Below are 13803 nucleotides of genomic sequence, written 5' to 3' on the forward strand. Positions count from 1 at the left end.
GTCTGGTTGTGCGGGTGGGGTGGATGAACGGTCGCGGCGCCGGCGCTGCTTTGGGGTGCGCCACATGGGGTAGGTGGTGGTGCCGTCGGGGAGAGTGAATGGTTCGAGGGGGACGTAGCCGTGCCGTGCGTAGAGGTCTCGGTCGGCGAGGGTTGCCGCCTCCGTGTAGGTGGGCAGCAGGGCCTGGCCCATTCGGGCGTTGCTGGTGGCGAGCAGGGTGCTGGCACGTCTGACCCGGTACGGCTTTGGTGCGACGGTGAAGAACGCCAGGTGGTTGTGGGGGCCGTCGGGTCGGTGCGTGTGCAGAACGTCGTCGAGGTGCAGGAATCGGTCCACGTACTCGCCGCAGGCGACAGCGAGCCGCTCGCCGTACCCGGTTGGTGGTGAGAGGGGGCCGTAGCGGTGCAGCCACACGGCGGCGGCGGAATGATCCTGCAGGAGGTAGGCCTCGCCGAACAGCAGCGCGTGTTCGGTCCAGACGCGGAGGACGGCGCTGAGGATGTCCCGTCGGCGGTGTTCGTCGGGTACGAGCCATGCGCCGATCGTGCTGTCGGCGAAGGGGCCGACGACAAGATCGACGATGTGGGGGATGTCGTGCCAATGGGCGCGGCAGACGGGCAGGTTGTTGATCACGCGGTTCTCCGGGTAGCAGATGCGGCTGGTCAGCGATGGCGTTGTCGCCGGGCTGCGCAGAGTTCGGGGGACGTTATGACGCCCGGCGGCAGAGGCGGCTTCTTCTTCACACGAACCGTGCGGATGAAGCCAGGGAGGTACGGGCAGAAGCGGTTCCCGCGGGACTGTGTAGGCGGGACCGGACCCCAGGTGGCAGCGGCGATGACGGCGCCTGTGTGGGGCGAATGGTCGTCGTGGCTGTCCCGGCTCGGGGCGAGGATGGCCGGGGTTGCTCAGGCGGGTCTGGTGTCCGGTTGACCGGAGCGGCTCGCGAGCTTCTCGCATCCGGTGACGTAACCGCCGGCAGGCTGCAGGGCCGGGGCCGAGGAGCGCGGCGAAGCGTCAGCCGGGACTCCTGTCCCGCTGGCAGCGGAGCCGTGGCCGGCAACGCTGACGGGAGCGCCCCCAGTCAACCCGAGGGCGTGGGCCAGGTCGCCTGCCCACGGCACCTGACTTGTCCCGATCGCCTTCAGGGACCGGGGGTCAAGGTTTGCTGTCACGGACGTCCGCGCCGTCGGCGGGACTTCCGGCTGGACCGCGGCCATCGGTGGTACGGGGCGGGCGATCGTGGTGGGCGTCGCGGCCGGCGGCGTCTCATCCGTCGACGGCGGCGCGTCGACGGCGGGGCCGGTGGGAGGCGTCGCAGGCGCGGCGGGTGAGCCGATGATCGGCTGGGCCAGGCCGAGCACCGGCGCCAGAGCGGGCGGTAGAACGTCAACGATCGGCTCGGTCACTGGCCGGACGACCGTGCCGACCGGTTCCAGCAGGCCTGTCCCGGCGATTTCCTCCACAACGGGCGACGCCAGGCCCACGACCGGACGCGTCGCCGAGGCGACTGCCTCGACGACCGTTTCGGCGTCGGCGGCTGCCGTCGGGTCCACCACCTGGCCTACGGCAAGTTGCACACCCGCCGACTGCTCACCCGCCGGCATTCGCACCGGCAGGTCCAGGCCCGCCAGCTGGCCCCGGCTTGCGACCGTTACCTCGCCGCCTGCGCGGCCTGCCGCGCTCTCCATCGCGGGGCCGGTGAGCGAGAAGGGCTCACAGCCCAGGGAGCTGCCGAGAAGGGTTCCGCCGGCGCTGAGCCGGTCGCCGAGGGTGCAAGAGGCAGCGGGTCCGGCCGCCAGAGCAGCGTCATCCGCAACCGCCTCATGAAAGCCCCAAAGACCGACCACGCCTCCGATCAGGAGAGCGCCACGCAGCGTCCACCGAGCCAGCCGGCCTGGACACCGCAACAACAGGCACCTCCGACGGGAACGCCTTCGTTCACCCCAACGCCCTGCGATTGTGCCCGCAGTGACCGTTCAGACACCCTCCGACACGCCGTGCGGAATCGACGCCACCGCCCAGCCCGACCCACGCGCGCGCCGAGGCGGCCGTCAGTCGCGCTGCAGCCCCAACAGTTTTTGTGCTGCCTCCGCCAATGCCCGGGCGGACTCGTCCTGGCCTGCCAGGGCTTTGCGTAGCGCTTCTACCGCTGGGCCCTCGCCGGCAGCAGCGGTGGCGTCCATCAGCTCCAGGATGCTTTTACACAGGGCGATTGTGGTGGCGCGCAGCAGGGCGGCCAAGGCGGCCGGGTCCCTGACCTGCACATCGCCCTCCAGCGCCTCGGCCAGGCGAAAGGCGGTGTCGCGCAGGTCCATGGCGTGCTCGGCATACCGAGGAAGCGGCGTCGACATGGGTCAATAGTGTCAGGGATCGGCTGTGGCTGCTCGACCCTAGCCACACCGCAGGGCCAGAAAACGCTGTGCCTGCGTGGCGGGTCGGCGACCGAGTTCTGAGCGCCGCGTACCAGCGAGCGGCAGGAAACGTTCGCCCTGGATGCCTGCGTTTGTGACGGCGTCCCGGCTGGCCTTGGGAGCACAAGAGGCTGCTCCGGGCTGACTGCGGTCCGTGTGACGGAACGTACTGGTTGTGTGCTGCCGCTTCGGGGATGCCCGCCGTGGAGCGGCATTGCCTGCGGTGGCTGACGTGGTGCGACGAATCCTTCATCAGCCTGCGGAGTGGGACTGGCCCGACGGTCGGGCGCAGGATGCGAGTACAGGCCGTCCGCGGTCTGTTCCAACGGGTCGCAGCGGTCGGGCCCATGCTGCTGATCCTCGTGTCTGGTCCTGCTGGTGATGCGGCCGTTCTGCGGCCCGCTGACCGGGGCGGCGGGGCCGCCCCGGTCAGGTCGGGTGGATCAGCGCAGCGCCCACCGGGTCGACGGGTTGTTGCAGGGTAGGACGTGTCGACTCCGCACGGGCGAGCGGGCGTTCCGGCTGGACCGACCGGTCCAGAACGGCGACACCCGCCACATCGAGTGTGCGGTGGTGTGGCCGTCGACCGGGACGGTGTCCCGGTGGGTGTATCCGTGCCGCCGAAACAGCTCGCGGTCGGCGTCGGTGAAGGCCTCCGCGTAGGTGGGCAGGCTGAGTGTGTCCATCCACTGCTGCGCTCCGGCGAGAACCACCGCGGCGTGGCCCGAACCCGCGGGGCCTGGCGCGGCGAGCAGGGCCAGGTGGTTGTGCGCCTCGGTGGGACGCCGTGCGGCGAGGGCCTGGTCGAACTGGAGGAACCTGTCCAGATGCTGACCGCACGCGTCGGCGAGCCGGTCGGCGTACCGGGCGGGGGGCGGGATGGGCCGGTAGCGGTGGAACCAGACGGTGGCGGCGGTGCCGTCCGAGAGCAGGAACGCGTCGCCGAACAGCAGCGCGTGTTCGGTCCAGATCCGGGCCACGGCGGCGAGGATGGTCGGCCGGCGTCGCTCGTCGGGGACGAGCCATGCGCCGAGGGCGGTGGGGGAGAGTGCCTCAGTGACGAGATCGGCGATCCGGCCGATGTCGCGCCACCGGGCTCGGACGACGGGCATGCTCACGTTCATTGGGTAACTCCTGGTCACCATTGTGATCGGGGTACGTCGGGGAAGGATGCCGGCGTCGTCGCGGGGCCTCCGCGGGCCGGCGCGGGCCACCAAGGGCCGTCAGGAACACGGGTACGCAGAGGCCGTTGGTGCCGCGCGGCGGCACGCAACGGCCCGCCGGTCAGGCGGGCCGGGTGCCCGGGCGGGGCGAGCGGGAGGGGAGAGCTTCGCCGCCGGTCGGGTGGCAGCGGCGCCCCGCCAGGCTGGGCGGCGTCCACACCGACGTGGGGGCGTCGGCCGGGCTCCCGTGGACAGCACCGAACGTGCTGGATCCACTGGTACCGGGGAAGGGCGTGGCGGGCGCGGAGTCGGCGTCCGGCCGCAGCGGCTGCGGCCCGTCCGACCGGGCGAGGCGCGAGAGCTGTGTCGTGGTGTGCCAGTGCGTCGGGGCGCTGGCGGAGGTAGGTCCCGAGGCGGCCCTGGCCGGTGCGGCGACCGGTCCGGTGGCAGGGCCGGTGCAGCCCGGGCCGCCAGCCAGGCTGGTCGGCGGCGTCATCGCCGGTGGTGCGGTGGCCGGCGGGTCCAGAAGGTCCGTCACCGGATCGAGGGTTTCGAGCACAGGATCCAGCGGATCGAGCACCGGCTCCAGCCCTCGCCAGACGGGCGAGAGGACCGGGGCGAGCGGCTGGGTCACCGGACGGAGGGCGTCAGCCACCGGCATGAGCACACCGGCCCGCACGGGGTCCGTGACCGGGCGCAGCGCGTCGGCCACCGGGGTGAGCACCCCGGACCGGACCGGCTCGGTCACCGCGCGCGGGGCGTCACCCACCGGTGTCAGCACGTTCCCGCCGAGCAGCCCGGTGGCCGGGCGGGGTGCCTCGGCGGCGGGCTTCGGCGTGCCGACCCGTGCGGGTGGCTCCGCGTGGCGGGCCGGCGGTGTGGACACCCAGCCCGGTCGGGTTGCCGCCTGGTCCGTGGCCGGGCGGCTCGGTGCCGTCCGGTTCGGTGGTGGCACCGCACGGGCGCCTGGTTCCATCGGCGGGGTGGCTGGGGCCGCAGCGTCGCCGGTGGGCCTTTCCGGTGTCGGCGTGGGCGTCGGCGCCTCGGCGAGGACCGGGCGGAGGACGTCGCTGAGCAGGTCGACGGCGGCGTCGATCGGCGCGGCCGGCGGACGGTCGGCGGCGTAGGCGGCCGCGCTGGTGGCCTCGTGGGCGCCCCACGCCACAACGACCCCGCCGAGCAGGAGCCCGAGGCGCAGCGCGGCCCGCGTCCACCGCCCGCCCCGTCGAGTCATCCCGGCACCCCTCCGACCCTCGGCCATCGCCGACGATCAATCGCCCGCACTCTACCGAACGCGGTCCATCGATTACAGCGTGCCGCTGATCGGGAATCGGACGCGTCGCGCCCGGACCGCAGGTATGGACGCTCCCGACGCGGGCTACCACCGGCATGCATCGACGGCCTGGCGCAGCGCACTTGACCTGTCGGCCGCCCGCCTCGTGCTGCCAACCCGGGAGGACACCGAGACTACCCTGCGATGAGTTGGCCAGCCGAACGACAAGACCGGCACGAACCGCTGTGGGGCGGCAGGGGCGAGAACCACCCTCCGGGGGTCGGGGAGGGGTCGGGTGTCCCGCCCCTGTCGCCGCGGATGCGCGAGTCCGCGCATCCGGAATAGATGCGTCAATAGGGGGTTTCACGTTATATCTTTCGCAGTCCGGGCGCGGATGCGATCGGTCGACCGAAGAGCCAGCAGGCCGGGTTGCCGAGCAGCCGCAACAGATAACTGGCGGTGCGTTATTGACTTCAACCGCTGCAGCGACGCCTCAACGCGGGCTGCGGCTGGCGTGCCCGGGCCGGGACGGCTGCGGAGCCCCTCACCTGACGGCTGCCGCCACGCGACCAGCTGGGCTCCCGCGCTTCGCGACGAATATCGAGCTACATCGGGGCCTGACGATGGCGAAGGCCGGCGACCCTGCCGGCGGCTTCGCGTACGCGCGGCGAGCGTGGGAGGCGCTACCGGCTGAGCGGCGGTCGCAGAGTCTCGCGCTGATGCTGCGCGAGGTCGAGGGGGCATAGAGCAATCCGCTGGCCGCCGATCAGCGTCAGTCCCTGGCAGAGGCCGGAGTGAAGGGCGGTGACTTGTCACGTGTCACCGGGTTCTCCGCGCTGATCGCTTACGTGGCGGGGTCAGCAGATCCGCGATCGTGGCGATCGCGGACGGCACTAGCCGGTAGTACGCCCAGACACCGCGCTTCTCCCGCTCCAGCAAGCCGGCCTCGGTGAGGATTCGCAGGTGGTGACTGACCGTCGGCTGTGAGAGGCCGATCGGAGCAGTCAGGTCAAAGACGCACGCCTCGCCCTCGGGGGCCGACTGGATCAGGCTGAGCAGCCGCAGCCGAGCGGGATCCGCGAAGGCCTTCAGGACCCCCGCGAGGCGCTCGGCATCGGCACGTTTGATCGGCTCGCCGGCGAGCGGCGAGATCTGAGGCATAGTCGTTCCAGCCAACGCAGTTCCCACATATGCCATCCTTCCACCAGCAGCATCCACCCACGCGCCCATCGGCAATACACGATGTCTACGAGGGTGTTTCAAATGGTCTGGTCTGGACGGCCTAGCGGCGCGACAGCGGCGACCGCAGCCCGGCCCGGTGCCCGGACGTCCGCAGCCTACGAACCTCCATCTCGATGCGCCACCATCTGTAGGCCCAGGCGATCACGGCCCCGATGAAGCAGATAGCCGCGACGACCGGGAGTTCGGCGCAGAGTGCAAGCGCGCCGGCCAGCGCCGCGACTGCCCCGGCCACACCGAACCAGGCGATCTTGCGCTGGTAGAAGGCGCGCAGCGTTCGACGAAAGTCCCGCCGGCTGGATTGAGTCGTAACCTCAATAGTATCCAGCGGCGGCTGTTGCACCGGCGCAGTGTGGCAAGATCCTAGAGTGACACCCATGTCGGGCCGGCCGGAACGCATACGCCGAGAGCTAGGTGGCTTCCTCAAGGAATACGGCCGCAGCTCTCGGTCTCGCAACGGCATGGATCCAAACGATCGCCAGTACAGCCGAAAGCTGGAAACCCAAATCAAGCGGATGCGCCCGGAAGACCTCGACCTCCTGATGCGAGACGATGAAGACGAGGACCACGAGCCGCACTGACAGTTTGGAAGGTGTCTTGAGCTGCGATGCCTTCCCTCGTCGCCGCGCTGTCGAGCAGCCTGACCAGTGGCAATTGGAGCCGGCGACTGGGTGCGCAGCCCCTTAGCTTGTCGTTTAACCCGTTGGGACATGTCCGAAGGCGTCTGGGTGCGCTTTAGCCGCCGTTTGCTAGACGTCGGACCACCGCCCCCGGCTCGCATTCCTGCTGGTCACCATCCTGTCGCTGGCCTGATGCAAGGTCCGGGCCACACTGTGTGTGGAGCAGGGCGAGGACAGGAGGTTTCCGAACACCCGCAGGACACGGCACGCTGGCACCGATGTTCCAAAACTCTGGCGAGTCACCCTTGGTGATCGTCGAAGTGCCCGCGGCCTGGGAAGAGCCAGCGAGGGTCACGTTCTGCAATAGTCCGGACCTTAAAAATCAAGCTTAGTGAGCGTCCGGGAACTTCGGTCACCGGTTGCCGGTGCGGGCGAGTCGGCGTGACATTGTCATGATCATGGCGATGTAGATCATGGCCTCGTGGTGGCCGGGCTTGGTCTCATAGTCGCGTACGCAGCGGCGATGCTTGCTGATCCAGGCGAACGTTCTCTCTACCACCCACCGGCGGGGCAGGACGACGAAGCCCGGCTCGGTGCGTTTGACGATCTGGACAGTCAGGTGCAGGACGTTGCGGGCCCAGACGAGCAGCCGTCCAGCGTATCCGGCGTCGGCCCAGATCAGGGTGATGGTGGTGAAGCGTTCGCGGAGTCCGGTCAGTAGTCGGTGGGCGGCGTCGCGGTCTTGCAGTCCGGCCATCGTGACGATCACGGCCAGCAGCAGGCCGCCGGTGTCCACGGCGAGGTGTCGTTTGGTTCCGTTGATCTTCTTGCCGGCGTCGTATCCTCGGCTGGCTCGGGGCACGGTGTCCGCGCCGCGTACCGACTGGGAGTCGATGACCGCGGCGGTCGGTTGCGGGTCGTGGCCCTCATACACGCGGACCAGGTCGCGTAGCGTGTCATGGACGGCCTGCCACACGCCGGCCTTGGCCCAAGCGCGGAACCGGTCGTAGACGGTGGTCGGTGGCGGGAACCCAACCGGTAGTTGCCGCCACGCGATCCCGCCCCGCACCAGGTAGAAGATCGCGTCCAGGACGAGGCGGCGGGGATGTTTCTCCGGCCGCCCGCCCCGCCCGGCGGTGTTGCCCGGCGCGGGCAGCAACGGCTCGATGATCGCCCACTGGGCGTCGGTCAGCGAGGAGGACGGGTAGAACCCGCAGGTTGGCGGCGCTGACACGCCCGCCGGGTGGGCTGGGCATGACGAGCAAACACACGCAGGCGACAATGACACAGCGAGCTCCTGGTGAACGGTTGGCCTAGACAACCGCCGATCTACCAGGAGCTCGCTTCATATCGATCCCCTACACGCCGTGCTTCATCGCCTTGTGACCACGCGCCCTACCGAGTTCCCGGACGCTCACTTAGAGGTCCTAACAAAATGATCTAGGGGTTTTGTCTCTTGTAGATGGTGATCTACGGTGTTCGGCCGTGAGGCGTGGTGAGCAGCCGCCGTGGATCGTGCCGGACGGGCTGTGGCAGCGCATCGAGCCGTTGCTGCCCAAGCCGCAGCGCAACCCACGGTATCCGGGACGCAAGCGGATCCCGGACCGGCAGGTGTTGTGCGGGATCTTGTTCGTGCTGCACACCGGCATCCAGTGGGAGTTCCTGCCTCAGGAGTTGGGATTCGGGTCCGGGATGACCTGCTGGCGGCGCCTGGAGGAGTGGAACCGGGCCGGGGTTAGTTGGGTCGCGGTCGGCCGGTACTGCCGTCATCCAGGAGTCGGGGCCGTGTCCGCGGCGGGCGGTGAGCAGGTTGGCGAACTCGCGAACCCCGTCGGCCAGGGAAGACAGATCTGTTGTGTAAGGGCCTGACCTCTCGGTCCTTGAGGGCTGGCCACCGGCACACGCGCCGACACGGCCCGCGTCCCTGGTCGGCCCCTGCGGTTGGCTCCCACCGCCGGTGCCCGGACCCCCGCCGATTTGCGGGCCGTCCGGTCGCGGGTCTGCGGCCGGCACAGGAGGAGCACCATCAGGGTGACCACTCCGGCAACGGATTCCGGGGACATGCCAAGCTGGTTGTTCGCCGGGACGTACGCGATGAAGATCCAGAGCTGTGCGAAGAGCAGTAGAGGTAGGGCCCGCCGCGAGAAGGCCGCCTCCAGCCATACCCGGGCGAAGAGCCAACCGACCAGGGCCATAAAGAGGGCGGCGCCGGGAAAGGTGAGGTCGGAGGCCAGCCACGGGTAGGCTGTCGCCCAGTACAGCTCGGCCGACCAGCCGGTCATGCTCTCCGTCCGCTCGGGATAGCTCGTGTTGGTCAACGCGTCGGCGCCCAACCGTTCCTCGGCGAGGGCCGCCGCGGCGGGGGCGCTGCCGAGGCCGCGGGACCACTCGAACGGCGCCTGGAGGTTGTACGCCAGGCCCAGGTAGCCGTGAGTCGGATAGAAAACCAGGGCAGCCAGGCCGTCGGCCACCCGGGGACCGGCCAGGCTTGCTACCGCCGGGCTCGGTTTGACGAGGTCGCTTGTGCCGAACTCGCTGGTGCGCGCCGCTTGGCTGAAGACCATGTAGGCGGTGAAGGCGGCGGCGATTGCGGCGCCGACGGTGAGCGCTGTGCGGCGACGGGAGCGCGCGCGTCGCTGCGGCGCGGCTGCGAGGACGAGCAGGCCTGCCGCCAGCATGACCGCGACGTCGCCGAGGCCCTTGAGGGTGCCGATGTAGAGGTAGTAGGTCACGTTGAGGATCAGGCCGAGCAGGCCGGCCGCACGTGCCAGCCAGGGGAGGTGGCGCCAGTAGACGACCAGGAGTGGTGCCAGTGTGGTGCCGCAGACGCCGAGCAGTGCCAGGAGTGACAGGATCGGGTTGCCCTGCCCGACTCCCTGGTCATATGCCTGCAGCTTGTGCAGGTACGCCGCTGCGGGGTCCTGGACGCTCGACCAGACGTTGCCCGGCCCGGTCGCCCCGAGCGTAGCCAGCCGGATGATGCTCAGCACGGTGTAGTAGCCGGCTCCCACGAGTACCAGGTGCCGGATCCGGGCGGCCCGGGTCGGCGTGACGGCCGTCGACTGTCCTCCGGGGACGCGCAGGACGCGGGCGGCGTAGCCGAGGGCGAACAGGCCCGTCGCGCTAAGCACGAAGGCGCACAGCCGGCCCGGGTTGGGTACCTGTTGCCCTAGACCACCGAGCCAGAAGGCGCCGAAGGTGCCGAGCATCCAGGACAGCGCCAGGATCAGCGGCAACCACGCCTTCAGCCGTGCGGACTTCCGTTGCTGCGGCAGCGCGTGGCTAGCGTCGTGCCGGGCAGGCCAGCTCGATGATTCAGGACTTGTTCCGGGACAACCGGACGTGCCCTGGTCGGCGTGGTCCGCCCGTGGGTGCGGCCGCATGTCCGAAATGCGTTCCGCTTCTACGACTGTCACCTTCAGTACCTTCCGGTTGGCCTTGCGACCCTTGCCAGACCAGCCCACCGGCTGCGCGAGGGGTGTGATACGGCAGCGCGCCGCCGGTCCGACGTATGGCCTGGCCCGTAGCGGCTCCGGTCCGCTGCAGCTCCACCGAGCCCCTGCGAGGATTCTACCGTAATTTCATGGTTTGCGGCCGTTTGCCACTTTTGTCCGGTTGCATCGGGTAGATCTTTGGTAAGCAACAGTCCCCGCCGTCGACGGCCGGGCAACCACCTACGGGAGGATCCCGATGACACTTCTGGAAACCGACGCCCGGGTCCTGATCACGGGCGGAACCGGCTCGTTCGGCCACACCATGGTCCGCAGGCTCCTTGACCGGGGGGTGGGCGAAGTACGGGTCCTCAGCCGGGACGAGGCCAAGCAGGACGCGATGCGCCACACGATCAACGACGAGCGGGTGCGCTACCAGGTCGGCGACATCCGGGACTTCGAGACGGTGCTGCGGGCAACGCGAAACGTGGATCACATCTTCCATGCCGCCGCGCTCAAGCAGGTCCCGGCCTGCGAGTTCTTCCCCGTGGAGGCAATTCGCACCAACGTGCTCGGCAGCGCCAACGTGGTCGAGGCGGCCGAGCGTAACGCCGTCCGCTCCGTCGTCTTGCTCAGCACCGACAAGGCCGTCCAGCCGGTCAACGCGATGGGCATGACCAAAGCGGTGATGGAGAAGCTCGCCCAGGCCCACGCCCGCACCCACGACAGCGCGACGACGGTGTCCTGCGTGCGGTACGGCAATGTCATGTACTCCCGCGGCTCGGTCATTCCCTTGTTCGTGGAGCAGATCAAGGCAGGGCGGGCACCGACCGTGACCGATCCGGACATGACGCGCTTCCTGATGTCGCTGGCGGACTCGGTACGGCTAGTGGAGCACGCGTTCCGGCACGCTCGGGCTGGCGATGTCTTTATCCACAAGGCCAGCGCGTGCACAGTGGGGGACCTGGCCATGGCTGTCTGCCAGTTGTTCGACGTGCCCGAGAAGCTCGACGTTGTCGGCACGCGCCTTGGGGAGAAGCTGCACGAATGCCTCGCTAGCGCGGAGGAGGTCGCGCGGGCCGACGACTTCGGCGACTTCATCAGGGTGCCGGTGGATGCCCGAGGGCTGCAGTACTCGCCGTACGGTGCCGAGACCGCGGGCACGGCCGGCACCTCGGATTTGACTTCGGCGCACGCACCGCGACTCGACGTACCGCGCATCAGGGACCTGCTGCTCGGCCTTCCCGAGATCCGGGCCGAGCTGGCCCTCCGCGAACCGGTTCTGGTGCCATGAACATCGTCCTGACCGGCGCCGGCGGATTCCTCGGGTGGCACGTCCGGGTCCTGCTTCGTGCGATCGGTTGGCCCGAGCCGGTGGTGCTGACACAAGCCGACCTGACCCGCCCGGCGGACGCTGCCGACCGGGTCGGCGGCGCGGACCTGCTCCTGCACCTCGGGGGCGTCAACCGGGGGAGCCCGGCCGAGCTGGCCGCCGGCAACCTGGGATCGGCGGCGGCGATCGTCCAGGTCCTGCGACGGTGCCCTGTTCCGCCGAAGCGGGTCGTGTTCGCCAACTCGGTGCAGGCCGGCAACGGCACGCCTTACGGAGACACCAAGGCCGCCGCTGCCGCCGCCCTGGCCGCCGCTGCGGACGTGGGCTACGACTTCGACGACGTCCTGCTGCCGAACCTGTACGGCGAACACGGCCGCCCCTTCTACAACTCGGTGGTCGCCACCTTCTGCCGGGTGCTCGCCGATGGCGGCAGGCCGGAGGTGGCCGGTGACCGGCAGCTGGACCTCGTGCACGTCCAGGACGCTGCCGCCCGGCTCATCGGCGCGCCGCCCGGGCATGCCTGGGACCCGAGCATGCCGCCGGTCCGGATCGACGTGGCGCTGCTCGCGGCATGGTTGACCGACTTCGCGACCACCTACCGGTCCGGGGAGATCCCGGCACTGTCCGACAGGCACGCGGTACGGCTGTTCAACACCTACCGGTCGCACTGCTTCCCCAGCCACTTCCCGCTGCCGCTAACCCGCCGCAGCGACGTGCGGGGAACGTTGGTGGAGACCATGAAGGTGCACGGCGGCGGCGGCCAGACTTTCGCCTCGACCACCCGACCAGGAAACAGCCGCGGCGATCATTTCCACCTGGCGAAGGTCGAGCGCTTCGCGGTCCTCCGCGGCACTGCCGAGATCCGTCTCCGGCGGGTCGGACACCGCGAGGTCGTCCGCTTTCCGGTCAGTGGGGACGACCCGGTGGTGGTGGACATGCCGACGATGTGGGCACACGAGATCACCAACACCGGCACGGAAGAACTGCTCACGCTCTTCTGGGCCAACGAACTCTTCGACCCAGCACGTCCGGACACCTATCCCGAGCCTGTGGCCCAGCCATCGCTCCCGGCCGCGGAGACGCCGGCATGAGGATCGGCCTTGTTAGTCAGTGGTACCCACCGGAGCCGATCTTCATCCCCGGCGAACTCGCCCGCGCGCTCTCCGAACGTGGCCACGAGGTACGGGTGCTGACCAGCTTCCCGAACTATCCTGGCGGACAGCTCTACCCCAGCTGGCAGCAGCGCTGGCGGGACACCACGACCACCGGGAACCTCACGGTGCGGCGGGTACCGCATCGCCCCAGCCACGGAAGCTCGGCGACCGGCCGAATGATCAGCTACCTGTCGTTCGCAGCGACGAGCACCCTGGCCGCGCTGCGCTACCTGGCACATGTCGACGTGCTGTACGTCTACCACCCACCGGCCACCACATTCGCCCCGGCGGCAGTGCTGCGCCGGCTCAACCGGATCCCGGTGCTGCTGCACGTACAGGACGTGTGGCCGGAGTCGGTGACGGCATCCGGGTTGGCGCCGACCGGCACCGCTGGCCGGTTCCTGACCACCGCGCTGAACGCGACCATGCGGCGCCTCTACCGGGACGCCTCAGCGATTGCGGTCATCGCCCCGTCGATGCAACAGCTCCTGGTTGAACGGGGAGCCGAACCTGACCGGGTCCGGACGGTGCTCAACTGGACCGACGAGACGCTGTTCCGACCGGTACGGCCGACACCGCAGGCGCGCGCGGCGATCGGTTACCGCGGCCGCTGCACCGTCATGTTCGCCGGCAACATGGGCCAGTTCCAGCACCTGGAGACGGCGATCCGGGCCGCGGCCGCCATCGAAGACCGTATGGATCTCGTGCTGGTCGGATCCGGAGTCGACCAGGAGAACGCCCGCCGCCTCGCCGCCACCCTCGGCGCCAGCAACGTCCGGTTCCTGGACCGACGCCCTCCGAACCAAATGGCCGAACTGTACGCCGCCGCGGACTGCCAGCTCGTCTGCCTCCGCGACCTGCCCGCGTTGCGCGCAACCGTCCCGTCCAAGCTACAGGCCGCGCTGGCCTGCGGATCGCCCGTCGTGGTGTCCGCCGCCGGCGACGTCGCCCGGCTGGTCGAGGCTGCCGGGGCCGGGCTCACCTGCCCGCCTGAGGACTGGCCGGCGCTCGCCGACCGGTTCACGCGGATCGCGGCGTGGTCCCCCGCCCAGCGGGTGGCCGCTGGTGCCCGGGCGCGGCGCTTCTACCAAAAGCGAATGGCGCTGCACGTGGGCGTCGACCAGATCGAGGACATGCTCACCAAAATCGCTAAACAGGAGGTCGGAACATGACCCGGGT

At 69.7% G+C, this 13803-nt stretch carries 13 protein-coding genes and 2 pseudogenes; 6 read left to right on the forward strand and 9 right to left on the reverse strand.

The window, feature by feature from the left end:
• From DKT69_RS25125 to DKT69_RS25145, 5 genes are all read right to left on the reverse strand, one after another.
• Positions 1–633: hypothetical protein (locus DKT69_RS25125; protein WP_109803973.1), on the reverse strand; the 633-nt coding region annotated here is incomplete at its 3' end.
• Between the two features lie 272 nt (positions 634–905).
• Positions 906–1688, reverse strand: a complete 783-nt coding sequence (locus tag DKT69_RS25130) for a hypothetical protein (protein ID WP_146231201.1) — start codon at positions 1686–1688, stop codon at positions 906–908.
• A gap of 363 nt (positions 1689–2051) precedes the next feature.
• The gene (locus tag DKT69_RS25135; RefSeq protein WP_109803975.1) at positions 2052–2351 is read right to left on the reverse strand and encodes a hypothetical protein; all 300 of its coding nucleotides are present in this window, start codon (positions 2349–2351) and stop codon (positions 2052–2054) included.
• 503 nt (positions 2352–2854) lie between these two features.
• Positions 2855–3535, reverse strand: a complete 681-nt coding sequence (locus DKT69_RS25140; protein ID WP_109803976.1) for a hypothetical protein — start codon at positions 3533–3535, stop codon at positions 2855–2857.
• A gap of 160 nt (positions 3536–3695) precedes the next feature.
• Positions 3696–4808, reverse strand: a complete 1113-nt coding sequence (locus DKT69_RS25145; RefSeq protein WP_109803977.1) for a hypothetical protein — start codon at positions 4806–4808, stop codon at positions 3696–3698.
• A 541-nt stretch (positions 4809–5349) separates the two neighbouring features.
• On the opposite strand from DKT69_RS25145, the pseudogene DKT69_RS40110 reads away from it, so the two are divergent.
• Positions 5350–5593 (forward strand): annotated as a pseudogene (locus DKT69_RS40110) (XRE family transcriptional regulator); the annotation flags it as partial.
• 73 nt (positions 5594–5666) lie between these two features.
• Here the strand turns inward: DKT69_RS40110 and DKT69_RS25155 are convergent.
• Positions 5667–6044, reverse strand: a complete 378-nt coding sequence (locus DKT69_RS25155) for an ArsR/SmtB family transcription factor (protein ID WP_109803978.1) — start codon at positions 6042–6044, stop codon at positions 5667–5669.
• 85 nt (positions 6045–6129) lie between these two features.
• On the reverse strand, positions 6130–6429 hold the full coding sequence (locus DKT69_RS25160; protein ID WP_109803979.1) for a hypothetical protein: 300 nt from the start codon (positions 6427–6429) through the stop codon (positions 6130–6132).
• A 34-nt stretch (positions 6430–6463) separates the two neighbouring features.
• Between DKT69_RS25160 and DKT69_RS37885 the strand changes: the two genes are divergently transcribed.
• Positions 6464–6667 carry a hypothetical protein gene (locus tag DKT69_RS37885; protein ID WP_146231202.1) on the forward strand — a complete coding sequence of 68 codons (204 nt, stop codon included), beginning with the start codon at positions 6464–6466 and terminating at the stop codon, positions 6665–6667.
• 451 nt (positions 6668–7118) lie between these two features.
• On the opposite strand, the gene DKT69_RS25165 is transcribed toward DKT69_RS37885, so the two are convergent.
• Positions 7119–7940 (reverse strand): IS5 family transposase, encoded by an 822-nt coding sequence (locus tag DKT69_RS25165; protein ID WP_109803980.1) that lies wholly within the window; start codon positions 7938–7940, stop codon positions 7119–7121.
• A 278-nt stretch (positions 7941–8218) separates the two neighbouring features.
• On the opposite strand from DKT69_RS25165, the pseudogene DKT69_RS25170 reads away from it, so the two are divergent.
• Positions 8219–8443, forward strand: a pseudogene (locus DKT69_RS25170) (transposase); the annotation flags it as partial.
• 29 nt (positions 8444–8472) lie between these two features.
• Here DKT69_RS25170 and DKT69_RS25175 read toward each other — a convergent pair.
• Entirely contained in the window at positions 8473–9942 is a 1470-nt protein-coding gene (locus DKT69_RS25175) for a hypothetical protein (RefSeq protein ID WP_109803981.1), read from the reverse strand.
• A gap of 454 nt (positions 9943–10396) precedes the next feature.
• Here DKT69_RS25175 and DKT69_RS25180 point away from each other — a divergent pair, with 454 nt between their 5' ends.
• Genes DKT69_RS25180 through DKT69_RS25190 form a run of 3 tightly spaced genes read left to right on the forward strand, consistent with a single transcriptional unit; the run spans position 10397 to position 13796 of the window.
• Entirely contained in the window at positions 10397–11431 is a 1035-nt protein-coding gene (locus DKT69_RS25180) for a polysaccharide biosynthesis protein (protein ID WP_109803982.1), read from the forward strand.
• Positions 11428–12561 (forward strand): polysaccharide biosynthesis C-terminal domain-containing protein, encoded by a 1134-nt coding sequence (locus tag DKT69_RS25185; protein ID WP_109803983.1) that lies wholly within the window; start codon positions 11428–11430, stop codon positions 12559–12561. Before DKT69_RS25180 ends, DKT69_RS25185 begins: the two co-directional genes overlap by 4 nt.
• Positions 12558–13796, forward strand: a complete 1239-nt coding sequence (locus DKT69_RS25190; RefSeq protein WP_109803984.1) for a glycosyltransferase family 4 protein — start codon at positions 12558–12560, stop codon at positions 13794–13796. Before DKT69_RS25185 ends, DKT69_RS25190 begins: the two co-directional genes overlap by 4 nt.
• The last annotated feature ends 7 nt before the right edge of the window (positions 13797–13803 follow it).

Source organism: Micromonospora sicca (genome assembly GCF_003172935.1).
In the GTDB taxonomy this organism is placed as follows: Bacteria; Actinomycetota; Actinomycetes; order Mycobacteriales; family Micromonosporaceae; genus Micromonospora; species Micromonospora sicca.